This is a genomic window from Streptomyces sulphureus DSM 40104 (assembly GCF_000381025.1).
GTDB lineage: Bacteria > Actinomycetota > Actinomycetes > Streptomycetales > Streptomycetaceae > Streptomyces > Streptomyces sulphureus.
Genome location: NZ_KB905815.1, coordinates 437,863 through 462,396 on the forward strand (window position 1 = coordinate 437,863; position 24,534 = coordinate 462,396).

General features: G+C 74.0%; 19 protein-coding genes and 2 riboswitches. Of the genes, 12 read left to right on the top strand and 7 right to left on the bottom strand.

Annotation, left to right across the window (positions count from 1 at the left end):
* Positions 1–17: 17 nt before the first annotated feature.
* Positions 18–1,019, top strand: a complete 1,002-nt coding sequence (locus F603_RS0110020) for a helix-turn-helix transcriptional regulator (RefSeq protein ID WP_019545873.1) — start codon at positions 18–20, stop codon at positions 1,017–1,019.
* Positions 1,020–1,402: 383 nt separating this feature from the next.
* On the opposite strand, the gene F603_RS0110025 is transcribed toward F603_RS0110020, so the two are convergent.
* A complete protein-coding gene (locus F603_RS0110025) occupies positions 1,403–2,329 on the bottom strand; it encodes an SDR family oxidoreductase (RefSeq protein ID WP_019545874.1) in 927 nt (308 codons plus the stop codon).
* Between the two features lie 180 nt (positions 2,330–2,509).
* On the opposite strand from F603_RS0110025, the gene F603_RS0110030 reads away from it, so the two are divergent.
* Positions 2,510–3,040 carry a DUF4240 domain-containing protein gene (locus F603_RS0110030; protein ID WP_026328296.1) on the top strand — a complete coding sequence of 177 codons (531 nt, stop codon included), beginning with the start codon at positions 2,510–2,512 and terminating at the stop codon, positions 3,038–3,040.
* 3 nt (positions 3,041–3,043) lie between these two features.
* Here the strand turns inward: F603_RS0110030 and F603_RS0110035 are convergent, their stop codons facing one another.
* Positions 3,044–3,559 (bottom strand): GNAT family N-acetyltransferase, encoded by a 516-nt coding sequence (locus tag F603_RS0110035; RefSeq protein WP_019545876.1) that lies wholly within the window; start codon positions 3,557–3,559, stop codon positions 3,044–3,046.
* Between the two features lie 139 nt (positions 3,560–3,698).
* Between F603_RS0110035 and F603_RS0110040 the strand changes: the two genes are divergently transcribed.
* Positions 3,699–4,595, top strand: coding sequence for a TIGR01777 family oxidoreductase (locus tag F603_RS0110040; RefSeq protein ID WP_019545877.1), 897 nt, complete (start codon positions 3,699–3,701; stop codon positions 4,593–4,595).
* A gap of 237 nt (positions 4,596–4,832) precedes the next feature.
* Positions 4,833–6,371 carry an FAD-dependent oxidoreductase gene (locus tag F603_RS0110045; protein ID WP_245600739.1) on the top strand — a complete coding sequence of 513 codons (1,539 nt, stop codon included), beginning with the start codon at positions 4,833–4,835 and terminating at the stop codon, positions 6,369–6,371.
* 723 nt (positions 6,372–7,094) lie between these two features.
* Here the strand turns inward: F603_RS0110045 and F603_RS0110050 are convergent.
* Positions 7,095–7,745 (bottom strand): hypothetical protein, encoded by a 651-nt coding sequence (locus F603_RS0110050; protein ID WP_078503621.1) that lies wholly within the window; start codon positions 7,743–7,745, stop codon positions 7,095–7,097.
* Between the two features lie 713 nt (positions 7,746–8,458).
* On the opposite strand from F603_RS0110050, the gene F603_RS0110055 reads away from it, so the two are divergent.
* Positions 8,459–8,746, top strand: a complete 288-nt coding sequence (locus tag F603_RS0110055; RefSeq protein ID WP_019545880.1) for a hypothetical protein — start codon at positions 8,459–8,461, stop codon at positions 8,744–8,746.
* Positions 8,747–8,803: 57 nt separating this feature from the next.
* Here F603_RS0110055 and cobN read toward each other — a convergent pair whose 3' ends face one another.
* On the bottom strand, positions 8,804–12,436 hold the full coding sequence (gene cobN / locus F603_RS0110060; protein WP_019545881.1) for a cobaltochelatase subunit CobN: 3,633 nt from the start codon (positions 12,434–12,436) through the stop codon (positions 8,804–8,806).
* Between the two features lie 52 nt (positions 12,437–12,488).
* A riboswitch (cobalamin riboswitch) is annotated at positions 12,489–12,561 on the bottom strand.
* A gap of 138 nt (positions 12,562–12,699) precedes the next feature.
* Between cobN and cobG the strand changes: the two genes are divergently transcribed.
* The 3 genes from cobG to F603_RS0110075 are packed head-to-tail and all read left to right on the top strand — an operon-like array spanning position 12,700 to position 16,143.
* Positions 12,700–13,941, top strand: coding sequence for a precorrin-3B synthase (cobG, locus tag F603_RS0110065; RefSeq protein ID WP_425426962.1), 1,242 nt, complete (start codon positions 12,700–12,702; stop codon positions 13,939–13,941).
* 52 nt (positions 13,942–13,993) lie between these two features.
* Positions 13,994–14,620 (top strand): precorrin-8X methylmutase, encoded by a 627-nt coding sequence (locus F603_RS0110070; RefSeq protein ID WP_019545883.1) that lies wholly within the window; start codon positions 13,994–13,996, stop codon positions 14,618–14,620.
* A complete protein-coding gene (locus F603_RS0110075) occupies positions 14,617–16,143 on the top strand; it encodes a precorrin-2 C(20)-methyltransferase (RefSeq protein ID WP_019545884.1) in 1,527 nt (508 codons plus the stop codon). Before F603_RS0110070 ends, F603_RS0110075 begins: the two co-directional genes overlap by 4 nt.
* A 6-nt stretch (positions 16,144–16,149) precedes the next feature.
* Here the strand turns inward: F603_RS0110075 and F603_RS0110080 are convergent, their stop codons facing one another.
* The gene (locus F603_RS0110080; protein WP_019545885.1) at positions 16,150–16,914 is read right to left on the bottom strand and encodes a cobalt-precorrin-6A reductase; all 765 of its coding nucleotides are present in this window, start codon (positions 16,912–16,914) and stop codon (positions 16,150–16,152) included.
* 11 nt (positions 16,915–16,925) lie between these two features.
* On the opposite strand from F603_RS0110080, the gene F603_RS0110085 reads away from it, so the two are divergent.
* Positions 16,926–18,071, top strand: coding sequence for a cobalt-precorrin-5B (C(1))-methyltransferase (locus F603_RS0110085; protein ID WP_019545886.1), 1,146 nt, complete (start codon positions 16,926–16,928; stop codon positions 18,069–18,071).
* Between the two features lie 646 nt (positions 18,072–18,717).
* Here F603_RS0110085 and cobM read toward each other — a convergent pair.
* Together cobM and F603_RS0110095 are read right to left on the bottom strand one after the other, a co-directional pair.
* Positions 18,718–19,488 carry a precorrin-4 C(11)-methyltransferase gene (cobM, locus tag F603_RS0110090; RefSeq protein ID WP_016906879.1) on the bottom strand — a complete coding sequence of 257 codons (771 nt, stop codon included), beginning with the start codon at positions 19,486–19,488 and terminating at the stop codon, positions 18,718–18,720.
* Positions 19,489–19,614: 126 nt separating this feature from the next.
* Positions 19,615–20,925 carry a bifunctional cobalt-precorrin-7 (C(5))-methyltransferase/cobalt-precorrin-6B (C(15))-methyltransferase gene (locus F603_RS0110095; protein WP_019545887.1) on the bottom strand — a complete coding sequence of 437 codons (1,311 nt, stop codon included), beginning with the start codon at positions 20,923–20,925 and terminating at the stop codon, positions 19,615–19,617.
* 304 nt (positions 20,926–21,229) lie between these two features.
* A riboswitch (cobalamin riboswitch) is annotated at positions 21,230–21,411 on the top strand.
* A 45-nt stretch (positions 21,412–21,456) separates the two neighbouring features.
* Here F603_RS0110095 and F603_RS0110100 point away from each other — a divergent pair.
* The 3 genes from F603_RS0110100 (at position 21,457) to F603_RS31895 (ending at position 24,502) form a co-directional block, all read left to right on the top strand.
* Positions 21,457–22,515: an ABC transporter substrate-binding protein gene (locus F603_RS0110100; RefSeq protein WP_469817447.1), complete on the top strand. Its 1,059-nt coding sequence runs from the start codon at positions 21,457–21,459 to the stop codon at positions 22,513–22,515.
* A gap of 131 nt (positions 22,516–22,646) precedes the next feature.
* Positions 22,647–23,690, top strand: a complete 1,044-nt coding sequence (locus F603_RS0110105; RefSeq protein WP_245600740.1) for a FecCD family ABC transporter permease — start codon at positions 22,647–22,649, stop codon at positions 23,688–23,690.
* The gene (locus F603_RS31895) at positions 23,687–24,502 is read left to right on the top strand and encodes an ABC transporter ATP-binding protein (protein WP_019545890.1); all 816 of its coding nucleotides are present in this window, start codon (positions 23,687–23,689) and stop codon (positions 24,500–24,502) included. Before F603_RS0110105 ends, F603_RS31895 begins: the two co-directional genes overlap by 4 nt.
* Positions 24,503–24,534 lie beyond the last annotated feature (32 nt).

Sequence of the window (24,534 nt, forward strand, 5' to 3'; positions counted from 1 at the left end):
ATCGGCAGAATGCCACCATGCGAGCATCCCGACTCCTCAAGATGGTGCTGCTGCTCCAGGCGCACCGCGAGCTGACCGCCGCCGAACTCGCGGACGAGCTGGAGGTGTCGGAGCGCACGGTCGCCAGGGACGTCCTGGCGCTCAACGAGGCCGGCGTCCCCGTTTACGCCGACCGTGGACGCGCGGGCGGCTACCGGCTGCTCGGCGGGTACCGTACGCGCCTCACCGGAATCCACCGCAACGAGGCCGAGGCGCTCTTCCTCTCCGGAGTCCCCGGCGCACTGCGGGAGATGGGTCTCGCGGACACGGCGTCCAGCGCCCGGCTGAAGGTCGCGGCCGCGCTCGACCCGCGGTTCGGCGACGTCCCCGGCACGACGGCGCAGCGCTTCCACCTCGACGCACCGGCCTGGTGGCACGAGCCCGAGGCACCCCCGCTGCTGCCGGAGCTCGCGGGGGCGGTGTGGGACGACCGCACGGTGCACGTCCGGTACCGCGGCAAGTCGGGCGAGGTCGAACGGACGCTGGAGCCGTACGGGCTCGTGCTCAAAGCGGGCGTCTGGTATGCGGCGGCGCGGGTGGCGGCCGAGGGCGGGGAGGCGCGGGACGGTCGGGAGGGGTGGCGGGTGTACCGGGTCGACCGGTTCGTCTCCGTCGAGGTGCTCGGCGAACGCTTCGCGCGCGAGGGGGAGTTCGACCTTCCCGCGTTCTGGCGGGAGCGCGCGGCGGCCTTCGCTCGGTCGCTGCTGCGGACAGAGGTGGAGGTGCGCCTCTCCCCCGCCGGCGTCCGGCAGCTTCCCGCCGTCACGGACCGCTCGGCAGCGGCGGAGGCGCTCGCCGCCGGGCACCTCGACGCGCACGGGTGGACGCGGACCGTGCTCGCCGTCGAGGGCGAGGACGTCGCATTCGCGCAGCTCCTCGGGCTCGGTGCGGAGTGCGAGGTGCTGGCGCCCGAGCGGCTGCGCGGACGGTTCGCGGAGGCGGCGCGGAAGAGCGCGCGCCTCTACGGGGGAGAGCGGTAGTCCGCGTCGGTCCGGTGCACCGTCGTGGGTTCTGTCCCGTTGTGGTGCGCGGCTCCGCAGGAGCCGACGGGGCGGCTTCGTGCGCGCCGACGTCCGACAGTCTGCGGGCAGTTCGCGACGCAGGCCACGAGCGCACCACCCCGACTTCCACCGGTGAAGGAGCACTGTGACTCGACGTCGAGAAAGCCGGGGCCGACGCGCCCGCCGAGCGTCCCGCCGACCCCCGGTCGATCGTCTTCCTGGAGGGCTACGCGGAGGCGCTGAGGCAGCGCGCCCTGTGGGGAAACCACAGAGCGACGGAGGCGCCACCGGTCGTCGAGCCATTCGCGCCGCCGGGCATCTGACGGGCCAACTCCCCGCCGTATGCGTGAAGTTGCGCGCACTCAGCGGTAGCCGGTCGGTTCGGCCGGTTTGCCTGCCTGCTGGACTTCGGCGTAGTAGCGCCAGAAGTCCGGTGCCGAGCCGTCCGCGTCGGTGAAGCCGTACTCACGGGCGAGGCCGCCGCTGGAGAGGGAGGCCCCGTTCCACCGCGCCACCTGCGGGTCGGCTGCGAGGGCGGCGACGGCGCGGCCGATCAGGGCGGGCGACTCGGACATCGCGAAGTGCGGGTCCTGCGCGCACCCTTCGCGCCAGTTCTCCTCGGTGACGCGGAAGGCGGTGTCGAGCATCGCCTCGGAGCGCAGCCAGCCGGGCGTGAGGCAGACCGCCGTGCCGCCGTACTCGGGGAGCTCCTCGGCGAGGTCGTGCGCGATCCGCAGCGGTGCCGTCTTGGCGAGGTCGTAGTAGAACGGCTTGCGGTAGGGACGGTTGGAGTCGGCCGTGCCGTCGGTGATTTCGACCAGGAGACCGCCGGGGCGGCTGACGAGCAGCGGGAGCGCGCAGGCCGCGGCGACGAGGTGCGTCTCGACGCCGAGCCTCAGCATGCGCAGCCCCGCCTCCAAGTCGTGCTCCCACATGCGTTTCTTCCACTCGACGAGGTGGTCACCTCCCCATGCGTTGGAGACGAGCACGTCGAGCCGGCCCCGCTCGGCGTCGATCCGCTCGACGACCGCGGCGACCTGCGCTGCGTCGAGGAGGTCGGCCTCGACGGCGACGCCTTCGCCACCCGCAGCGGTGACGAGTGCGGCCGTCTCCTCGATCGTCTCCGTCGGACGCCGCACCTCGCTCGTCCGGGAGCGGGTGGTGCGCCCCACGGCGTAGACCGCGGCGCCCGCCCTCCCCAGCTCGACGGCGATCGCCCGCCCCGCGCCGCGCGTCGCTCCCGCGACGAGTGCGGTGCAGCCGGCGAGCGGCCGGTGTTCCTCCGCCATCTGCGCTCCTCTCCTTGTGGCGTCGCCGCGGAAGCGGCGCCGTACGCCGACACCCTGCCGGGGATACCGGACACCTCCCGTCGGGTATGGCGGAGACCGCTTCCCGCGGATAACGAGACAGCCGCATCTGGCGCGCTCCGCGTGCACGGGGGCGCGGCAGCCTGGATGCTGAGGGGCGTGATGGACGAGACGGATTTCTGGGAGTTGATCGACGCCGCGCGCGAAGCCTCCGAGGGGGACCCGGAGGAACAGGCGGACGTGCTGATCGAGCAGCTCACCAGACGGGACCCGGAGGGCGTCGCCGACTTCGCGCGCCACTTCGACTCCCGCTTCCACCGCGCCTACCAGTGGGACGTGTGGGCCGCAGCGACCGTCCTGCTGGGGAGCGCAGGGGAGCCGGTCGACGACGAGACGTTCGACTCCTTCCGCTGCTGGCTCATCGGCCAGGGCAGGGAGGTCTTCGAGGCCGCGGCCCACGACGCCGACAGCCTCGCCGACCTCCTCACCGGCTTCGACCCGCAGTTCGACGGCGAGGGCGAGGACCTCGGCTACGCCGCGGACGAGGCGTACGAGCAGCTCACCGCGACCGTCCTGCCCGACCTCGGCCTGCCGGAACCGCCCGAGGAGCCGACGGGCACCCCGCTCGACCTCGACGACGACGAGGCGCTCGCCGACCGCCTCCCCCGTCTGTGGGACCGCGTCCGCGGGTAGGCGTCAGCGGAGCGTACGGCCCATCACGACGTCGTCGACGTACTCGCCTTCGAGGAGGAACTCCCCGGGCAGCAGGCCCTCTTCGCGAAACCCGGCCGCCTTGTAGAGCGCCCGCGCGGGGACGTTGTGCCCGAGCACCCGCAGTGTCATGCGGACCGCTCCCTGCCGGCGCGCGAGTGCGCACGCGCCCTCCAGCAGCGCCCGGCCGACGCCCCGGCCCCGCGCGCGCTCGTCGACGACGAGGCCGTTGATCTGCCGTACGTGCGCGTGCGCCGCGAGGCCGCTCGGCGGCTCGCAGCGCACGTAGCCGACGAGGCCCTCGCCCTCCAGCTCGGCCACGAGGTGGTGGGCCGGAGGCCGTTCGGGGCCGAAGAACGGCTCGTAAGGGGGCTGGGGACGGGGCTGGACCGAGTAGCGCGTGGACCAGGCGCGGCGGTCGAGCGCTCCCAGCAGTTGTTCGTCGCCTGGGCCTGCGGGGCGGATCGTCGGCGGGGGCGACGGAGACTGAGCGGACGCCATGGGCCGTACTGTGCCGTCCCGATCACCGCCCCGTCCACCCCGTTCCGGGTCAACAGGACCGCTGCGACCGGGTGTTGGCCCGCGGGAGAGCGGCTCGCCGGTCGGTGCGGCGCCGGGCGCGGGAAGGCAGGATGGGCGCATGCGTATCGCGATCACCGGGTCCACGGGGCTCATCGGTTCCGCGCTCACCGACTCCCTCTCCGCGGACGGGCACACCGTGGTGCGGCTCGTCCGGGAGGGGACGAAGCGGGTCGGGGGCGAGTCCTTCGTGTGGGACCCGAAGCGGCAGTACGTCGACGCGGAGGGGCTCGCGGGGTGCGACGCCGTGGTGCACCTGGCGGGGGCGGGGGTCGGGGACCGCAGATGGACGGCCGCCTACAAGAAGGAGCTGTGGGACAGCCGGGTGCTCGGCACGGCCGCGATCGCCGAGGCGGTCGCGGAGCTGCACACCCCGCCGCGGGTCCTCGTCTGCGGGAGCGCCGTCGGCTTCTACGGGGACACGGGCGACCGGCCCGTCGACGAGGAGTCGCCCGCGGGGCACGGGTTCCTCGCCGACATGTGCCAGGACTGGGAGGCGGCGGCCGGGGCCGCGCGCGACGCCGGCATCCGCACCGTGTACGCACGCACCGGGCTCGTCGTCTCCCGGCGCGGAGGCGCGTGGGGGCGGCTCTTCCCGCTCTTCAAGGCGGGGCTCGGCGGGCGCCTCGGCGACGGGAGGCAGTACTGGTCCCACATCGCCCTCCACGACCACCTCGCCGCGCTGCGGCGCCTCCTCGACGACGACGAGCTCTCCGGACCGTTCAACCTCACGGCGCCGGTGCCCGCCACCAACCGCGAGGCGACGGAGGCGATGGGCCGCGTGCTGCACCGGCCCACGCCGTTCGCCGTACCGGCGCCCGTGCTGAGGGCGGCGCTCGGGGAGTTCGCCGAGGACGTGCTCGGGAGCCAACGGGTGCTGCCCAACCGGTTGTTGGAGGCAGGATTCCGGTTCGCCTTCCCCGAGGTGGAGGACTCCGTCCGCGCGGCGCTCGCCTAGCCGCTGCGCACGGCGCCGTTTCGCACCCGCGCGCGCCGGGCGTGGCACTGTGTGCGACCGTCGTGCGACCGTGCCCTTCCCTGCGCGACTATCCGCGACCGCTCAGTTGCCTAGGGTGGTCGTGTACGGCGTGAACTCCGGTGTCAGCCGCATCAGTCGGGGCATCAGGACGTCAGCAGCACGCAGTTTCGAAGAGACCCGGGACACATCAGCCGCGGATCACCCACGGGAGGGACCGTGCTCAGCAGCAGCGCAGGCGCAGGCACAGGAGTGGCACAGGAGGCCGACGTGGTGGTCGTGGGCGCCGGGCTGTCGGGACTCGCCGCGGCCCACCGCCTCACCCGCGCGGGGCTCCGCGTCACGGTGGTCGAAGCCGGCGAGGCCGTCGGCGGGCGGATGAGCACGGACCACCTCGACGGGTACCGCCTCGACCGCGGCACCGGCATCCTCGACCCCGGCGCGGGCGCCGCCTTCGCTCAGCTCTCCGCGCTCGACGCGCTGGTGCTGCGCCCGTTCTCGTCGGGCGCCGTGCTCTGCGCCGAGGGCGCGGCGCACCGCCTCGGCGGAGGCCGCTCGGGGACGCGGCTGCCGCGGCAGGTCGGGACGGCACGGGACGACGGAGAGCGCGCGTACCAGGGGCGCACGAGGGGCGCACTCTGGACGGCACGGGCCTTCACCACCGCGCGCTCCAAGGCCGCCGTCTCCGGCGCGTTGGAGGTCGCCCGCCTCCACGCGACGCTCGCACGGCTCGCGTCGCTCCCGGCACGCGAGCTCGGCGCGCGCCCCGAACTCCCGCTCGCCGAGGCGCTGTCGAGCGCCGAGCGCAGGCGGCGGCCCGTGGGCGCGGCCCGCGTCCTGGCGCTGCCGTACGCCGCGCGCTTCCCGACCGCCGAAGCCCCCGACGGCTCCCGCCCGCACGGCGCCTACGGTCCCACGCGCACCGCCGACACCCTGCTGCGCGCCTTCCTCGCCTCGCTCCTCAGCGACCCGGACCTCACCACGTCGACCCGGGTCGCCGACGCCGCGCTGCGCTCCTTCGCCAGGGAGGGCCTCTGGATGCCGGCCGGCGGGCTCGCGGCCGTCCCCGAACTCCTCGCCGCCGCACTGCCGGAGGGGACGGTGCACACCGGGGTGCGTGTCCGCTCCGTCACCACCAACGCCGTCGTCACCGAGGAGCACGGCACCCTCGCATGCCGCGCGGTGCTCGTCGCCACCGAGGCGCGCTCGGCCGCCGCCCTCCTGCCGGGGCTGCGCACCCCGCCCTTCCACCCCGTGACGGTGCTGCACCACGCGGCGCCCGAGCCGCCGGCGCACGGCGCGGCGCTCCTCGTCGACGCCGAGGGCCCGACGCGCTCCCGCGCACCGCGCGGACCGGTGAGCCACACCTGGTCGGCCACGGCGGTCGATCCGTCGCGGGCGCTGCCCGGCCGCCACCTCGTCAGCTCGGTGGTGCTGGGCGACGCGGCGACGGAGCCGACAGGCGTGCTCGACAAAGCGGCGCGCCCCCAACTCTCCGCGCTCCACGGCCTGGACGCCGAGCACTGGGAGCTGCTCGCTTCCCACCACGACCCGCAGGCGGTCCCCGCGATGCCGGCGCCGCACGACCCGCACCGCCCGGTCCGCGTGCTCTCCGGCCTCTACGTCTGCGGGGACCACAGGGACACGGGCTCCGCGGCGGGTGCGCTCGCCTCGGCGGAGCGAGCCGGCCGGGAGATCCTGCGGGACTTCGGCGTCCCCGAGCCGGCGGCGGACGGAGCGCTGCACGCCGTGGCGTAGGCCGGGCGACGAGGGCGGCGCGGGACGCACGGAGCCGCGCTGCACCCACAGCGCCGACTGCTCTGCGTCCGGGGGAAGTTGACCGACCGAGTCGAGTGACTCGTCCGCGGGCGCGGGTATCGGAGCGTCGCAACCGTCCCGAGGCTTCCGGCCGCGTCAAGCACAGCGCGGCACACTGCCGGACGTCTCGGACGGCGGGACAGCGCACCCGTCCGGGGAGTCGGCAGGGCCCAACTTCCGTGAGTGCTCCTCGACTTGTGCCGCACGCCGGCGGGCACCGGGCGGGGCTCGGCCGGCGGTGAGCCAGCGGCTGCGCGATTTCGACCGCCCGGCACCGGTCGTCCGGGCGGCCGAGGACCGGCTCATGCCGCGTGAGAACCGTCCCGCCGATGGCCTCGAGGAGAAGGCTCGCCCGCGTTCGGTCGTAGCGCAAGCACGGCCTCCACCGGGGCTGCGGAACACACGGGAAACCGGCCCTGCCCGCGCCATCGGCACGCGTTCCGATACCGGGGCTTGTCACGAGCGTTGCGCACTGCTCGATCCAGCACCCTCCGGGCTGCTGGAGCCGAAGTGGACGGACCCGCCCACCGACGCGGACCGGCGGGCGCTGCCCCCGAACGCACCTGAGTCACGGCCGAGTCGGGCTGGACATGGGCAGCCGCCTCGACCGGCACCTGACCGCCCGCAAGGCGGCAGCCCTTCTCGGACAGCGTCCGGGAACCGTCAGCCGAGCGGCACGACCAGCAGAGGGACTCGGCGTATGTCGTCCAGGGTGAGCGCGAGGCCCGCCAGAGCGCAGGCGGCACGCATGACGATGCAGCCGTCGGCCTCGCCGGGTTCGAACTCCTCCAGCGGGACGTTGCCGGCAGCCTCGAACGCCGCACGCAGTTCGGCGGGCATGCCGGGAAGGTCCTCGTGCAGAACGAGGTCGTCGACGTTGACCCACTCGACCTGTTCTCCGTCGACTGCATAGGTGAGATGGGCGTCTGCGTTGATCGTGTACACACTTGTGGCCGCTGTCCGCCCATTGTCGGACAGCGCCTTCGTGTCCGCGTCGTCGCAGGTGAACCCGGAGTCGTCGTAGACGAAGGTCCACTCGCCGATGCGTCCTGCCAACAGTGCTGCAGAGGTCCCCGGTTCGATACCCAGAGCCGCGCACGGCAGTGACGTCCACTCGCCCGGTTTGCTGTCGGGCAGTGTGCAGGATTGGATCAACCCCGGCTTGGCGCCCAGCACTTCCAGCGCTTCCGCCGGTTCGATGCCGCATGCGACGTGCAGGATGTGGTTCGGATCAGCCGTGGCCAGATCAGTGATCCATATCGGCGTTCCTATCGAATCGAGCGTGCTCGGCGGAAAACCAGGCGTGGACATCATCGACCTCTTTCATTACGGCGCGTGTGGCTCCCCCCGCAGCGGTGCCGCAGGTGATGCAGGAAGAAGCCTGCGCCAGGCAGACCCCGAGCGGGCATACGACGCGGTTACCGTAGCCACCTTCCACCACGTCTCGCACATCCGGCGCTCCTTCCTTGAACGAGGGCTGGTGAGGTGGAAGAGGGCTTCGGTGCGTCCGCCGACGCCGCGGGCCCCGTCCGGCCGGGAACGCCGGCTTGCCGAGCGAGAACGCAGGCTTGCAGGCAGTACCGCTGGGCGAGGTCGACTTGTCTCCACCAGGGGGTCCGCACGCGGTCTCGCTCCACTCACGTCACGCCTTGCTGCCGGCAACAGCTCAGTGAGCCGCGGAAGCAACACCGGCCCGCCCGGTCGCCGATGCACGAGCGATCGTCGTCAGCCGTAGGAGTCGGACGCCGTTACCGGAACGCCCCTGAACCAGCCGCGTCGCGACCGCCGCGCACTCCCCCGCGCCAGGCGGACCAACCGCCCCTGCCGAATCGAACACCTCTCCCGAAACCGCGGATGACCAGCGGCTTCACGCCTCCGGTTGTCAGTGCGCGCGGGTACCATGGAGGGAGTGGACGACGGCGCAACTCCCCGCTTGGACAAGGGAGTTGACGCCGAGGCGGGCGGCTGACCGCCGCCCAGGACACCGCGTGCGCTCCGCGCCGCGGACGCTGAAGAGAGGGCCCCAGATGACCGCTGCCCCCACTCTCCCCCAGCCGCCTCTCCCCTTCCCCGACCTCCCGGCACCGATCCGCCGGCGGCTGCCCGCCGGCCGCCCCCGCCAGTGGTACGTCGACCACAACCGCGCGCTCAAGGCAATGCGGATCGCCATAGCCCTGCTCGACAGCGGCGTCTACACACCGCGGCAGGCACCCGACCGCATCGTGCGCGCCACCGCTGCCCGCATCGGCGTGCACCCGCCGTCGTCGACGACCTGCCGGATGGTGCGCAGCCTGCTGCCGTCCGCCCGCAACTGACCGCGCACAGCGGGCCGTCGGGCTGCGGGGCGTGCCGCGCAGCCCGACGGCTCTGGCTCAGTCGCCGCCCTCCAGTTCGCCCTCCGTCTCCAGGAAGGTCCGGCGGAGTTCGTCGAGGATCTCGGAGTCCGGCTCGGCCCACATGCCGCGGGACTCCGCCTCCAGCAGCCGTTCCGTGATGCCGTGGAGGGCCCAGGGGTTCGCCTCCTGGAGGAAGGCGCGGTTCTGCTCGTCGAGGACGTAGGTGCGGGCGAGCTTGTCGTACATCCAGTCGGCCACGACGCCCGTGGTGGCGTCGTAGCCGAAGAGGTAGTCGACGGTGGCGGCGAGCTCGAAGGCGCCCTTGTAGCCGTGCCGCCGCATCGCCTCCAGCCAGCGGGGGTTGACGACGCGGGCGCGGAAGACGCGGGAGGTCTCCTCCACCAGGTTGCGGGTGCGGACGGCCTCCGGGCGCGTCGAGTCGCCGATGTACGCCTCGGGGGCCGTGCCCTTGAGTGCGCGCACGGTGGCGACCATGCCGCCGTGGTACTGGAAGTAGTCGTCCGAGTCGGCGATGTCGTGCTCACGTGTGTCGGTGTTCTTCGCCGCCACCGCGATCCGCTTGTACGCGGCCTCCATCTCGGTGCGGGCCGACTTGCCTTCGAGTCCGCGGCCGTAGGCGTAGCCGCCCCAGACGGTGTAGACCTCGGCGAGGTCGGCGTCGGTGCGCCAGTCGCGGCTGTCGATGAGCTGGAGGAGTCCTGCGCCGTAGGTGCCGGGGCGGGAGCCGAAGATCCGCGTGGTGGCGCGGCGTTCGTCGCCGTGCTCGGCGAGGTCGGCCTGCGCGTGGGCGCGGACGTGGTTGTGCTCGAGCGGCTCGTCGAGCCCCGCGACGAGGCGTACGGCGTCGTCGAGGAGGCCCACCGTGTGCGGGAAGGCGTCGCGGAAGAACCCGCTGATCCGCAGCGTGACGTCGATCCGCGGGCGCCCCAACTCCTCGTGCGGCACGGGCTCCAGTCCTGTCACCCGCCGCGAGGCGTCGTCCCACACGGGGCGCACACCGAGCAGCGCCAGGGCCTCGGCGACGTCGTCGCCCGCGGTGCGCATCGCGCTGGTGCCCCACAGGGAGAGGCCGACGGAGACGGGCCAGTCGCCGTTGTCCCTGCGGTACCGCTCGGCGAGGGACTCGGCGAGCGCCTGTCCCGTCTCCCAAGCGAGGCGGCTGGGGACCGCCTTCGGGTCGACGGAGTAGAAGTTGCGGCCGGTCGGCAGGGTGTTGACGAGGCCGCGCAGCGGAGAGCCGGAGGGGCCCGCGGGGACGAAACCGCCGGCCAACGCGTGCACGGTGTGGTCGAGTTCGTCCGTGGTCCGCGCGAGCCTCGGGACCACCTCGCGGGCGCCGAAGGCGAGCACCTCGCGCAGGTCCTCCTCGCTGAAGGAGGCGTCCTCGGGGAGCTTCGCCACCGCGTCGGCCGCGGCCTCCGGCGTCCACCCGGCGCCCTCCATCGCCTCGACGAGGATGCGCGCCAGCTCCTCCGCGCGGTCGGCTCCCGTGCGGTCGGCGGCGGACTCGTCGAGGCCGAGCGCCTCGCGCAGGCCCGGCAACGCCTTCTCGCCGCCCCAGAGTTGACGCGCCCGCAGGATGGCGAGGACGAGGTTGACGCGCGGCTCGCCCTCGGGTGCGTCGCCGAGGACGTGCAGGCCGTCGCGGATCTGGGCGTCCTTGATCTCGCAGAGCCAGCCGTCGACGTGGAGGAGGAAGTCGTCGAAGCCGTCGTCGTCGGGGCGCTCCTCCATGCCGAGGTCGTGGTCGAGCTTGGCGGCCTGGATGAGCGTCCAGATCTGCGCGCGGATCGCGGGGAGCTTCGCCGGGTCCATCGCGGCGATGGTGGCGTGCTCGTCGAGGAGTTGCTCGAGGCGTGCGATGTCGCCGTAGGAGTCGGCGCGTGCCATCGGCGGGACGAGGTGGTCGACGAGGGTGGCGTGGACGCGCCGCTTCGCCTGGGTGCCCTCGCCCGGGTCGTTGACGAGGAAGGGGTAGACGAGCGGCAGGTCACCGAGGGCGGCGTCGGGTGCGCAGGCGGCGGAGAGGCCGGCGTTCTTCCCCGGCAGCCACTCCAGGTTGCCGTGCTTGCCGAGGTGGACCATGGCGTCGGCGCCGAAGCCGCCGTCCTCGCGGGAGGCCGCGATCCAGCGGTAGGCGGCGAGGTAGTGGTGCGAGGGCGGCAGGTCGGGGTCGTGGTAGAGGGCGATGGGGTTCTCGCCGAAGCCGCGCGGCGGCTGGATGAGGACGAGCAGGTTCCCGTGGCGCAGGGCCGCGAGGACGATGTCCCCGTCGCCCTGCGGGTCGCGGCTGTGGTCGACGAACATCTCGCCGGGCGGCGGGCCCCAGTGCTCCTCGACCGACTCCCGCAGCTCGGCGGGGAGTTCGGCGTACCAGCGGCGGTAGTCGGCCGCGGGGATGCGGACGGGGTTGCGCGCGAGCTGCTCCTCGGTGAGCCACTCCTGGTCGTGGCCGCCGGCCTCGATCAGGGCGCGGATCAGCTCGTCCCCTTCGCCCGACTCGACGCCGGGGATCGGCTCCCCGCCGAAGTCGTACCCCTCGCCGAGGAGCCGCCGCAGCAGGTGCACGGCGCTCGCCGGGGTGTCGAGGCCGACGGCGTTGCCGATCCGCGAGTGCTTCGTCGGGTAGGCGGAGAGGACGAGCGCCAGGCGCTTGTCGGCGTTGGGGATGTGCCGCAGCCTGGCGTGGCGCACGGCGGTGCCGGCGACGCGGGCGGCGCGCTCCGGGTCGGCCGCGTAGACGGGGAGGCCGTCCTCGTCGAGCTCCTTGAAGGAGAACGGGACGGTGATGAGACGGCCGTCGAACTCCGGTACGGCGACCTGGCTCGCGGCGTCGAGCGGCGAGACGCCCTCGTCGTTGCGCTCCCACTCGGCGCGGGTGCTGGTGAGGCAGAGCGCCTGGAGGATCGGCACGTCGAGCTGGGCGAGGGCGCCGGCGTCCCAGGCTTCGTCGTCGCCGCCGGCGGACGCCTCGGCGGGGCGGCTGCCGCCGGCTGCGAGGACGGTCGTGACGAGCACGTCGGCCGCGGTGAGCCGTTCGAGGAGTGCGGGTTCGGGCGCGCGCAGGGAGGCGACGTAGAGCGGCATCGGCCGCCCGCCCGCCGCCTCGATCGCCGTGCAGAGCGTCTCGACGAACGCGGTGTTGCCGCTCATGTGGTGCGCGCGGTAGTAGAGGACGGCGACCGTCGGCGCGTCCGCCCGGAGGTCGGTGCGCGGGGTGCGCTCCAGCGGGCCCCAAGTCGGCGCGGGTGCCGGCGGTTCGAAGCCGTGGCCGGTGAGGAGCACCGTGTCGGAGAGGAACCGTCCGAGCTGCTCCAGGTTGTGCGGCCCGCCGTGCGCGAGGTAGGCGTGCGCCTCGGCGGCGACGCCGATCGGGACCGTCGACGCCTCCATCAGTTGGGCGTCCGGGGCCTGTTCACCGGTGAGGACGACGACGGGGCGGTGCTGCGCGAGGAGCGCGTCCACGCCCTCCTGCCAGGCGCGCAGGCCCCCGAGGAGGCGGACGACGACGAGGTCGGTGCCGTCGAGGAGTTCGGGCAGCTCCGAGACGTCGATCCGCGACGGGTTGGCGTAGCGGTAGGTGCAGGGACCCCCGGCCGCACGGGCGCTGAGCAGGTCGGTGTCGGAGGTCGACAGCAGCAGGAGCATGCGCGGTATGGCCTTCCTCGGGGTCCTCGCCCCGGGCAGTGGAGGACGGCGGGAGTTCCTGACTCGCCCGGCGCTGGGCCGGGTTCACAGTGGCGGGACCGTGCCGGATTCACACCGGCTTCCTCCGCTGATGCCGTCGCTGGCTGACGGTGCGCCTCCGGGCGCACCGCGGCTCATCCTACGTGCTGCCGCGCAGGTCGGGGAGGGGCGGTGCACAGGCTGGCCCGGGGGTGCCCGCGGAAGGCGTGGGTATGCTCGCCGCCATGCCGCACCCCCCGACCGCTACCGAGGGCCCGCCGGGCGACGCCCGCGCAGGGCACGGCGACGCCTGCCCCGGGGCGCTCCGCACGCACCGCGCCGACGACGGCGAACTCGCCCGAGTGCGCCTCCCCGCAGGGGTGTTGACCGCCGCGCAGGCCGAGACGCTCGCCGAGGCGGCCGAGCGGTTCGGCGACGGTGTGCTCCATCTCACCTCGCGCGGCAACGTGCAGCTCAGGGGCCTCCCCCCGGACGGTGGGAGGCTGCTCGCCGGACCGCTCTCGGACGCCGGGCTACTGCCCTCGCCGGAGCACGAGCGGGTGCGCAACATCGTTGCCTCCCCGCTCAGCGGCCTCGACGGACGCGGCGGCGCCGACGTGCTGCCGTGGGCCGCGGAGCTCGACGCGCTGCTCTGCAACAGCCGTGCGGCGAGGGGTCTTTCGGGCCGCTTCCTCTTCGCCTTCGACGACGGGCGCGGGGACGCGCTCGCGCTGGAGCCGGATGTGGCGTTGGTCGCACTCGGTGACGGCACCGCGGCACTCTCGACCGGTGCGCGCCGCACGCTGCTCGTCCCCCCGGAAGAGGCCGCGGGCGCCGCGCTCTCGGCCGCGCTCTCCTTCCTCGAACTCGCCGCCGCGCAGGGCCCGGTGGCCGGCCGGGAGCGCGCCTGGCGCGTCGCCGAGTTGCCGGACGGACCCGAGCGTCTTTTGGAAGGGTTGCGCGAGCAAGGTCTGGGCAGGGTCTCCCCCGCACCCCCGCCGCACCCCGTACCGGGCGGCCCGGCGCCAGGGGCGCACCCCGGCGCCCTCGCCGTGGCGCTCCCGCTGGGCCAACCCGGCGTAGGGCAGTGGCGGTTGCTCGCGCGCACGGCGCGCGAGGCGGGGTCGGGCGAGCTGCGGCTCACGCCGTGGCGCGGCGTCGTGCTCCCCGGCGTGCCGCACGACTCGGCGGGTCCGCTCGCCGACGCCGGGCTGGTGACGGCGCCCGACTCGGCCTGGCCGCTGGTGAGCGCCTGCACCGGGCTGCCCGGCTGCGCCAAGGCGCACCGGGACGTACGCGGCGACGCGGCCGCCGCCGTCGAAGGCACCGCGCGGGGCCCCGCGGCACGCGCGGCCGAGCGTGCCGCGGACCACGCGGGGCTGCCCGTCCACTGGTCGGGCTGCTCGCGGCGGTGCGGCAGGCCGCGCGGCAGGCGCGTGGACGTCCTCGCGGAGCCCGACGGCTACCGCGTCGCGGTGCGGGAGTGACCGCACAGGACCCCGACCCACAAGCGAACCCGACGAGTTGAGTGAGAGCGCAGTGTACGAGTACGAGAAGGACGGTGCGGAGATCTACCGCCGTTCCTTTGCCACCATCCGCGCGGAGGCGGACCTGGACGCCCTCCCCGAGGACGTCTCCCGGGTCGCCGTCCGCATGATCCACGCCTGCGGCATGGTCGACCTCGTCCGCGACCTCGCCTACTCGCCGGACGCCGTCGCGAAGGCGCGCGCCGCGCTCCTCGGGGGCGCCCCCGTCCTGTGCGACACCGCGATGGTCGCCAGCGGCGTCACCCGGCGCCGACTGCCGGCCGGCAACGAGGTCCGCTGCACCCTCGCGGAGCCGGAAGTCCCGCGTCTCGCCGAGGAGTCGGGCACGACGCGCACCGCTGCGGCGCTGGAGCTGTGGCGGCCGCTGATGGAGGGCGCCGTGCTCGTCTTCGGCAACGCGCCCACGGCGCTCTTCCGCCTCCTGGAGATGGTCGACGAGGGGGCGCCGCGCCCCGCGTGCGTCATCGGCGCGCCCGTCGGCTTCATCGGTGCCGCCGAGTCGAAGGACGCGCTCGCCCAACACCCGTCGGGTCTGGAGCACTTGGTCGTACGGGGCCGCAGGGGCGGCAGCGCGATCGCGGCCGCCGCCGTCAACGCGATAGCGAGCGAGGACGAATGAGCAACCAGCGCAGCCGGCCGCACGGGCGCCTCTACGGTGTGGGGCTGGGCCCGGGCGACCCGTCGTTGATGACGGTCCGGGCCGTCCAGGTGGTCGCGGAGGCGGACGTCGTCGCCTACCACAGCGCGCCGCACGGGCGCTCGATCGCGCGCTCCATCGTCGAGGGGCACCTGCGCCCCGGGCACGTCGAGGAGCCGCTCGTCTACCCGGTCACCACCGGCACCACCGAGCATCCCGGCGGCTACCGGGGCGCCATGGAGGAGTTCTACGCCGAGTCCGCCGCCCGGCTCGCCGCCCACCTCGACGCGGGCCGCACCGTCGCCGTCGTCTCCGAGGGCGATCCGCTCTTCTACGGCTCGTACATGCACATGCACAAGCGCCTCGCCGACCGCTACCCGACGGAGGTGATCCCCGGGGTGACGTCGATGAGCGCCGCCGCCGCGCGGCTCGGGACACCGCTCGCCGAGGGCGAGGAGGTGCTGACCGTCCTGCCCGGCACGCTCGGCGAGGAAGAGCTGGCCGCGCGCCTCGCCGGCACCGACCCGGCCGTGGTGATGAAGCTGGGCCGGACCTTTCCGACGGTCCGCGCCGCGGCCGAACGGGCAGGCAGGCTCGGCGAGGTGCGGTACGCGGAGCGGGCCACGATGCCGGGCGAGCGGACGGGCCGGCTCGACGAGGTCGACCCGGAGTCGGTGCCGTACTTCGCCGTCGGCGTGGTACCGAGCCGGCGCACCGGGCCTCCGGCGCCGGTGGCGGAGGGCGAGGTCGTCGTCGTGGGCACGGGGCCGGCGGGGCCGCGGTGGCTCACACCCGAGTCGCGCGGTGAACTCGCCGCCGCGCAGGACCTCGTGGGGTACGCGACGTACCTGGCGCGCGTCCCCGAGCGCCCCGGGCAGGTGCGGCACGCCTCCGACAACCGCGTCGAGGCGGAGCGCGCGCAGCTCGCCCTCGACCTGGCGCGCCGCGGGCGCCGCGTCGCCGTCGTCTCCGGCGGCGACCCCGGCGTCTTCGCGATGGCGACCGCGGTGCTGGAAGCCGCGGGTGAGGAGCCGTACCGCGGGGTGAAGGTGCGCGTGGTGCCGGGGGTGACGGCCGCCAACGCGGCGGCCGCGGCGGCCGGCGCCCCGCTCGGCCACGACTACGCCGTCCTCTCGCTCTCCGACCGGCTCAAGCCCTGGGAGGTCATCGCGGAGCGCCTCTCCGCAGCGGCAGCGGCCGACTTGGCGCTCGCCCTCTACAACCCCGGCTCCCGCAGCCGCACTTGGCAGGTCGCCAAGGCGCGGGAGCTGCTCCTCGAACACCGGGCCCCCGACACGCCCGTGGTCCTCGCGCGGGACGTCGGCGGGCCCGACGAGGACGTGCGCACGGTGCCGCTCGCACGTCTCGACCCCGAGGAGGTCGACATGCGCACCCTGCTGCTCGTCGGCTCCTCGCAGACGCGGCGCGACGAGCGCCCGGACGCGGAAGGCCGGGGCTGGACGGTGTGGACGCCACGCCGCTACCCGGACGCCGCCGGCGGGTGAAGCGCGTCAACGCGGCAGGGAGCGCAGCCAGTCGAGCGCCGCGGCGCCGTCGGCGACGGCGTGCACGCCCTCGGGCGCGCGCGGTCGACGTACCACCACCACGGGTATGCGCGCCTCGCGCGCCGCGACGAGCTTCGGCGCGGTGGCGGCCCCGCCGCTGTCCTTCGTGACGAGCACGTCGATGCGGTGCTCGGCGAGGAGCCTGCGCTCGCCTTCCAGGGCGAACGGGCCGCGCTCCAGTACGGTGCGGAGGCGCCGCGGGGCCGGCGGCTCGGGCGGGTCGACCGAGCGCAGCAGGAACCAGAGTTGGTCGAGGGCCGCGAAGGCGGCGAGGCCCATGCGCCCCGTGGTGAGGAAGACCCTCCGACCCAGCTCGGGCAGGACGGCCGCCGCCTCGCCGAGGGAGCCGACCGGGTGCCAGTCGTCGCCCTCGCCCGGGGCCCAGCCGGGGCGGCGCAGCGCCAGCAGGGGAACATGGGCGCCGGCGGCGGCGAGCGCCGCGTGGGAACTGATCGTCTCGGCGAAGGGATGGGTGGCATCGATGAGCGCGTCGACACGGTGGCGGCGCAGCCAGTCCGTCATGCCGGCGACGCCGCCGAAGCCGCCCGTGCGCACCTCGCCCGGCGGCAGCCGCGGGGCCGCGACGCGGCCGGCGAGCGAGCTCGTCACCCGCAACCAGGGCTCCTCTGTGAGGAGTCCGGCGAGGGCGCGGGCCTCCGTCGTGCCTCCGAGGAGGAGCACGTGCCGGGGCGCGGGGGTGGCGCTGTCCATCGGAGCCTTCCGTGGGTGAGGTAACGGACGAGGGCGCGGACGGCGGCCGCGGCGCCCAACTCAAGCACACGGGGCTGAGGCCCGGCTGGACGACCGGCGCCTGCGCCACGGCCGCGGCGACCGCCGCCTACACCGCGCTCCTCGGCGGCGACTTCCCCGACCCCGTGCGCATCACCCTTCCCAAGGGCCACTCCCCCTCTTTCGCCCTCGCGGTCGAGGAGTTGGCGCCCGGTTCGGCGACGGCAGGCGTGGTCAAGGACGCGGGCGACGATCCCGACGTCACGCACGGCGCCCTCGTACGCGCCACCGTCCGTGCGGGCGACCCCGGTTCGGGCGTCGTCTTCAGGGCGGGGCCCGGCGTCGGCACCGTCACGCGACCGGGACTGCCGCTCGACGTGGGGGAGCCCGCGGTCAACCCCGTGCCGCGCCGACTGGTCGGCGAGCATCTCGCGGCCGTCTCCGCGGAGTTCGGGCACGGCCCGGAGCCGGACGCGGAGGTGACGCTCTCCGTCGACCGCGGCGAGGAGATCGCCCGGTCGACGTGGAATCCGCGGCTCGGCATCCTCGGCGGGCTCTCCATCCTCGGCACCACGGGCGTCGTCGTGCCGTACTCCTGCTCGGCGTGGATCGACTCGATCCGGCGGGGCATCGACGTCGCGAGGGCGGCCGGGCGTACGCACGTGGCGGGGTGCACGGGGGCGACCTCGGAGCGGACGGTCGTCGCCGAGTACGGGCTTCCCGAGGACGCGCTGCTCGACATGGGCGACTTCGCCGGCGCCGTCCTCAAGTACCTCAGGCGGCACCCCGTTCCGCGGCTCACCGTCTGCGGCGGCTTCGCCAAGCTCTCCAAGCTCGCGGCCGGGCACCTGGACCTGCACTCCGGACGCTCGCAGGTCGACAAGGGCTTCCTCGCCGAACTCGCCCGCGGCGCGGGCGCGTCGGAGGCGCTCGCCACCGCCGTCGCCGATGCCAACACGGGGCTGGGGGCGCTCCAACTCTGCGCGGAGGCCGGGGTTCCGCTGGGCGACCTCGTCGCCTGCGCGGCGCGGGAGACGGCGCTGGGCGTGCTGCGGGAAGCGCCCGTCGGGGTGGACGTGGTCTGCGTGGACCGGGCCGGTGGCATCGTCGGACGGGCCGATACGCGGAGGGCTCGGTAGGGGCTGGCCGGTGCGCGTCGTGGGGACGCGCGGGCGCGTTGTCGACGTGAGCGTCTCTGCGGGCTCTCCGACCCGACGCCCGCACCGACCCCGACGAGGAGACGCACCGCCAGCTCTCAACAAGAGCGACGGGAAACCGTACTCAGCCCAACCCCCGGCAAACACGCTTCGAGTCGACGCGAGCCGCAACCCTCGTCGCCGAGCACGCTCCGGACCACCGGCGCCCCCAATGCACGGATCGGGGTGCGCCGGGTGGCGTGCTGCGTTCCGTGCTGCTGGGCCTGTGCCCCGGCCGGAACGGAGCCGTGGACGGGCGGGTGTGCTGGGGGCTCCAGGGGCGCGGGGCTTCGAGTCTCGTGAGTCTGACCTGGGTGAACGCCGTGGTGGAGCCGGCTGGTTGGGAGTTATCCACAGGGGTCGCGCAGGGCGGTGACGTTGCGTACCTTCGTGGGCACGTGCAGCGAGCAGGCTGGGCGGGGCGCCGATGGGCGTCCGGGGCTTCACGGGGGTCGAGATGGGTGCAGGGGTTTTCGTCCGGCGCGCGCTGCGCGTTGTTCTCGGTGCGGGTCGAGCGGTGCTCGGGGGCTACCCGGCCGTGCCCCTCGCGCGGGCACGGTGGTGCTCTCGGTCCGGGCGGCTGCGCGGTTCAGGCGGGACGCGCCGTGGTGCCGTCGGCGGTGCGCTCCCGCTCGGTGGAGTAGAGGAAGCTGTCGGAGAAGTGCTCGGCCGCGAGCGCCCTGCCCACCATGATCACGGCGGTGCGCACCACCCCCGCCTGCCGCACCTGTTCCGCGAGGGTCGCCAACGGGCCGCGGAGCACCACCTCGTCGGGCCGGCTCGCCATCGCGACGACGGCCGCAGGGCAGTCGGGCCCGTAGTGCGGCAGGAGTTCGGCGACGACGCGGTCCGCATGCCGGGCGGCGAGGTGCACCACCAGCAGCGCGCCTGTCCTGCCGAGGTTCGCGAGCTCCTCGCCCTCCGGCATGGCGGTGGCGCGCTGCGCCACCCTCGTCAGCACGACGGTCTGGCCCACCGTCGGCACGGTCAACTCCCGGTTGAGCGCGGCGGCAGCAGCCGCGAAGGCCGGCACGCCCGGAACCATCTCGTAGGGCACCCCTTCGGCGTCGAGCCGGCGCATCTGCTCGGCGACGGCGCTGTAGACGGAGGGATCGCCCGAGTGCAGCCGCGCGGCGTCCCGGCCCTCGCGGTGCGCGCGGACGAGTTCCGCGGTGATCCGGTCGAGGTCGAGGCGGGCCGTGTCGACGAGCCTCGCACCGGGCGGGCACTCGTCGAGCAGCTCGGGGGGCACGAGGCTCCCGGCGTAGAGGCAGACGTCGCAGGAGGCGAGCGTCCGGGCGCCGCGCACGGTGATCAGGTCGGCGGCGCCGGGTCCCGCTCCGATGAAGTAGACGGTCATGGTGGTCTCGCTCCGCTCTGGTGTGGTTCCGCTTCCGGACGCGGGCGCGGCGGCCCACACCCGTACGAGGGCCGGGCGCCCGGCCCCGCTCGTCTTGCCGCACCGCTCAGTTGCAGGGCCGGCCGGTCAGGTCTTCCGCACGCTCCACTGCACGACGGGCATGGCCTGCCGCCAGCCGGTGAAGCCGCCCACGGGTACGGCCTGCGCCACGGCGAGCTTGGTGAGTTCGCCGCCGTACCGCCCCCGCGCGTCGGCGAGCAGCGCCTCCGACTCCAGCGTCACCGTGTTGGCGACGAGCCTCCCTCCCCGCCGCAGCGCCTGCCAGCAGGCGTCGAGCATCCCGGGGGCCGTGAGCCCGCCGCCGATGAAGACGGCGTCGGGCTGGGGCAGTTCGCCGAGGACCCGCGGCGCAGCCCCGGGTACCACGCTGAGCTCCGGCACCCCCAGCGCGGCGGCGTTGCGTCCTATCCGCGCGGCACGCACCGCGTCCCGCTCCACCGCGACCGCGCGGCAGCTCGGATGTGCGCGCATCCACTCGATGCCGATCGAGCCCGCACCTCCCCCGATGTCCCAGAGGAGTTGGCCCGGTTCGGGCGCGAGGGCGGCGAGCGTGACGGCGCGCACGTGGCGCTTGGTGAGCTGCCCGTCGTGCTCGTACGCCTCGTCGGGAAGCCCGGGCACGGTGCCGAGGGCCGCTGCGTCCGCATCCCTCCGGCACTCCAGGGCAACGATGTTGAGCGCGTCGCCCGGCTGCGCGGACCACGTCGCCGCAGTGCCCTCCGTACTCCGTTCACGTCCGCTGCCGAGCTGCTCCCACACCTGCATCCGGGTCGCTCCGAATCCGCGCTCGCACAGCAGACGCGCGACGGCCGCCGGGGTCCCCGCTCCCGAGCTGAGCACCAACACCCGCCGCCCGTCGTGGAGTACGGCGGCTATTCGCTCCAACGGCCGCCCGACGACACTGACGACCTCCGTCTGCTCGACGGGCCACCCCAGACGGGCGCACGCGTAGGAGAGCGAGGAAGGGTGCGGGAGCACCCGCAGCCGCTCAGGACCCACCGCCTCCGCGAGGGTGCGGCCGATCCCGTGGAACATCGGGTCGCCGCTGGCGAGCACCGCGAGGCCCCGATCGCCGTACTCGGCGAGGATCTTGGGGACGGCGGGCCGCAGCGGAGAGGGCCAGGGGACACGCTCACCGGCACACTCGTCGGGAAGCAGACCGAGCTGCCGCGCTCCCCCCACAAGGACGCCGGCCGCCCTCAATGCCTCCTGCGAGGCGGCAGAGAGCCCCTGCCAACCGTCGGCGCCGATGCCCACGACGTCGACCGTGGGGCCGCCGGGGTCCCCGTTCGGAGGTGCCGTGTCGACTGCTGCGGGCGCGGAATGCGCCGTCTCCGTTCCGGCGGTCTTCTGGGGGGTGTTCGGTGCAGGACTCACGTGCGGTTCCTGGTTCTCCTGCCGTCTCGTCGCGTCGCGCCGTCGGCGTCTGCTGGTCCAACGCCGATGGGCGCCGCGGCTGTTCGAGCCGGGAAGCACCGGCGCGGACCTGTGCGCTCGCGCCACCGCTTGCGGCGGCGCAAGGAAAAGCGCCTCCCGGCCCGGGGACTCTACTTCCCCACTGTCGGCTCCCCACGCCCGGCAGATCAGTGTGTGCCGCATCGCACACCGCCGAAAGCACGGCGCTACCACCTCTGTCGTCGCAGCTCACAGAGGTCTCACAGACGCGGCCCCGCAACCCCTGTGGTACGTTGCGGGCGCCAGTCACCCCGTTGGAACGGGCCAGGGAATCCGGTGCGAATCCGGAACTGACGCGCAGCGGTAAGGGATAGGGCGAGCACAAGGCCACTGGGGTCGCATCCCCGGGAAGGCGCTCCGCCCGTTCGAGTCCCGAGTCCGAAGACCTGCTGGCACCTCCGCCCCGCTCGGGACGGAGCGAACCGACCGGCTCCGCGAACGAGCCCGGAGAGGATGGGGTCTGCTGTGGCGCCGTATCGCCTCGCCCGCCGAAGCCGCCTACGTGCTTCCGCTCTTGTCACCGTGCTCGCCGTCGGCGTCGCGGGTTGCTCGGGTGCCTCCTCGACGGAGCAGAGCGACGGCAAGTCACCGGGGTATCCGCGTTCCCTGAAGAACTGCGGCGAGCGCATCACCGTCGAGGAACCTCCGCAGCGCGCCGTCTCCCTGGACCAGGGCACCACCGAGATCCTCCTCTCCCTCGGCCTCGGCGACCGCATGGTCGGCACCGCGACCTGGACCGATCCCGTGATGAAGGGCCTCGGAAAGGAGAACCGGAAGGTCGAGCGGCTCGCCGAGAACAATCCGTCCTTCGAGCGCGTCCTCGACAAGGAGCCCGACCTCGCCGTCGCGTCCTTCGAGTCGACCCTCGGCAAGGGCGGCGTCGCCACCCGCAAGGGCTTCCACGACCTCGGCGTACCCACCTACCTCTCCCCCAGCGACTGCACGAAGAACAACGAGGGCGACGGCGACGGCTCCCGGGAGAAGCCGCTCACTCTCTCCGACGTCTACGGCGAAGTCACGGACCTGGCCAGGATATTCGGGGAGGAGAAACGCGGCGAGAGGGTCGTCGGCGACCTCGAGCAACGCGTGAAGAAGGCGACCGACGGCGTCTCCGCCGCGGACACCACCCTCCTCTACTGGTTCGCCAACGCCGAGTCCCCCTACCTGGGCGGCTGCTGCGGCGCCCCCGGCATCATCACGGAAGCCGTCGGCGCGAAGAACGTCTTCGACACGACGCACGCCGAGTGGCCGCAGGTCGGCTGGGAGCGCGTCGCCGACAAGGACCCGGACGTCATCGTCCTCGGCGACCTGACACGCAAGAGCCAGACCGCCGAGACAGCGAAGGCGAAGATCAAGAAGTTGGAGAGCGACCCGGTGACCCGGGAGCTCACCGCGGTGAAGAAGAAGCGCTACATCGTTCTCACGGGCGCGGCGATGAACCCGTCGATCCGCACGGTCGAGGGGATCGAGCAAGTCGCCGACGGCCTGCGGTCGTTCGGGCTCGCCGAGTGAACGGCGCCGGCACCGCCGAGGAGGCCACGTCCGAGAGCCGCACGGGTCGTCGGGGACGGCGTCCGTCGGCTCCCCCGGACGCGGCGGCGGACGCGCAGGCGGAGAGCCCCGCGCCGCGGAAGGCGGGCCGCGTGACGGGGGCGAGCGGCACCGCGCTGCTGTGGAGCGCCGGGCTCGTCGTCCTCGCCCTTTCGATCGCCGTAGCGATCACCATCGGGCCCGCGAGGCTCGCGGTCACCGACGTCTGGCACGTGGTCGCCGCGCGGATCGGCGGCGGCGAAAGCGGACTCACCGCGATCCGCGAGGGCATCGTCTGGGACCTGCGGCTGCCGCGCACCCTCCTCGCTGCGGTCTGCGGTGCCGGACTCGGCGTCTGCGGCGCGGTCCTCCAGTCCCTGTTGCGGAACCCGCTCGCCGACCCGTTCGTGCTCGGCGTCTCCTCCGGCGCCTCCACCGGGGCGGTCACCGTCGTCGTACTCGGCTTCGGCGGCGGCGCGTTGGGGCTCTCCGGCGGGGCTTTCCTGGGCTCCCTCGTCGCCTTCGGGCTGGTGCTCCTCCTCGCCCACTCGGCCGGCGGCACCACTGATCGCGTCCTGCTCTCCGGGGTCGCGGCGATGCAGCTCTTCTCCGCGCTCACCTCGTTCATCGTCTTCACCTCGGCCGATGCGGAGCAGACCCGCGGTGTGCTCTTCTGGCTCCTCGGGTCGCTCGCCAGCGTGGGGTGGTCCGAAGTGGCGGTCTGCACCGCGGTGTTGCTCGTCGTGCTCGCCGTCTGCCTCAGCCGGGCCGCCGCCCTCGACGCCTTCACGTTCGGCGCCGAGGCCGCGGCCGCGCTGGGCGTCCCCGTCCAGCGGGTACGCCTGCTGCTGCTCGTCGCCACCTCGCTGCTGACGGCGGTGCTCGTCAGCTCGACCGGTGCGATCGGCTTCGTCGGGCTCGTCCTGCCGCACGCCGCACGCGCGCTCGTCGGCTCCGGCCATCGGAGGCTCCTCCCGACGACGGCTCTCGTCGGCGCCGTCTTCCTCGTCTGGGTGGACACCGCGGCCCGCACCCTGATCGACCCCCAGGAGCTTCCCGTCGGGGTCGTCACCTCACTCGTCGGGGTACCCGCCTTCGTCCTGATCCTGCACCGCACGGGACGCGGCAGGACCGAGCGGCGGGGGGCGGGCCGATGAGTCTCCGCGCAGAAGAGGTCTCCTGGGAGGCCGGCGGCCGCCTTCTCGTGCAGGGCGTGAGCCTCAGCCCCGAACAGGGCGAGACGATCGGGCTGCTCGGCCCCAACGGCTCGGGCAAGTCGAGCCTGCTCCGCATCCTCGCGGGCATCCGTCCCGCCTCCTCCGGGGTGGTCACCCTCGACGGCGTCGAACTCGCCGCGCTGCGGCGGAAGTCGGTGGCCCGCCGGGTCGCCGTCGTGGAGCAGCACGCCGACACCTCGGTCGACCTCGACGTCCTCGACGTCATCAGGCTCGGCCGCATACCGCACCGCGGCGCCTGGTCGTCCCCGCGCCCCGAGGACGACGCAGCCGTACGCGCAGCCGTCGCGCACACCCGGCTCGAACCGCACCTGCACCAGTCCTGGCACACTCTCTCCGGAGGTGAGCGCCAGCGGGTGCAGATCGCCCGCGCGCTGGCGCAGCAGCCCACCGAACTCCTCCTCGACGAGCCGACCAACCACCTCGACATCAAGCACCAGTTGGAGCTGCTCACCCTCATCGTCAACACGCCCGTCACCTCGATCGTGGCGCTGCACGACCTCAACCTCGCAGCGATGTACTGCGACCGACTGCTCGTCCTCCGCGAGGGCCGGGTCGCCGCCGCCGGCGCACCGGCCGAGGTCCTCACAGAGGAGCTGGTGCACGACGTCTACCGAGTTCGTGCCGCGATCACGCCCGAAGGCCCCGACGGACGCCCGGCGATCAGATTTCTGCGCGCCGAGGGCAGCAGCGGCACGGACACCGGCTGCACAAGAAAAGCGATATACCGATGAGATATGCCGTCGCCGGTAAGCGACTCGACGGG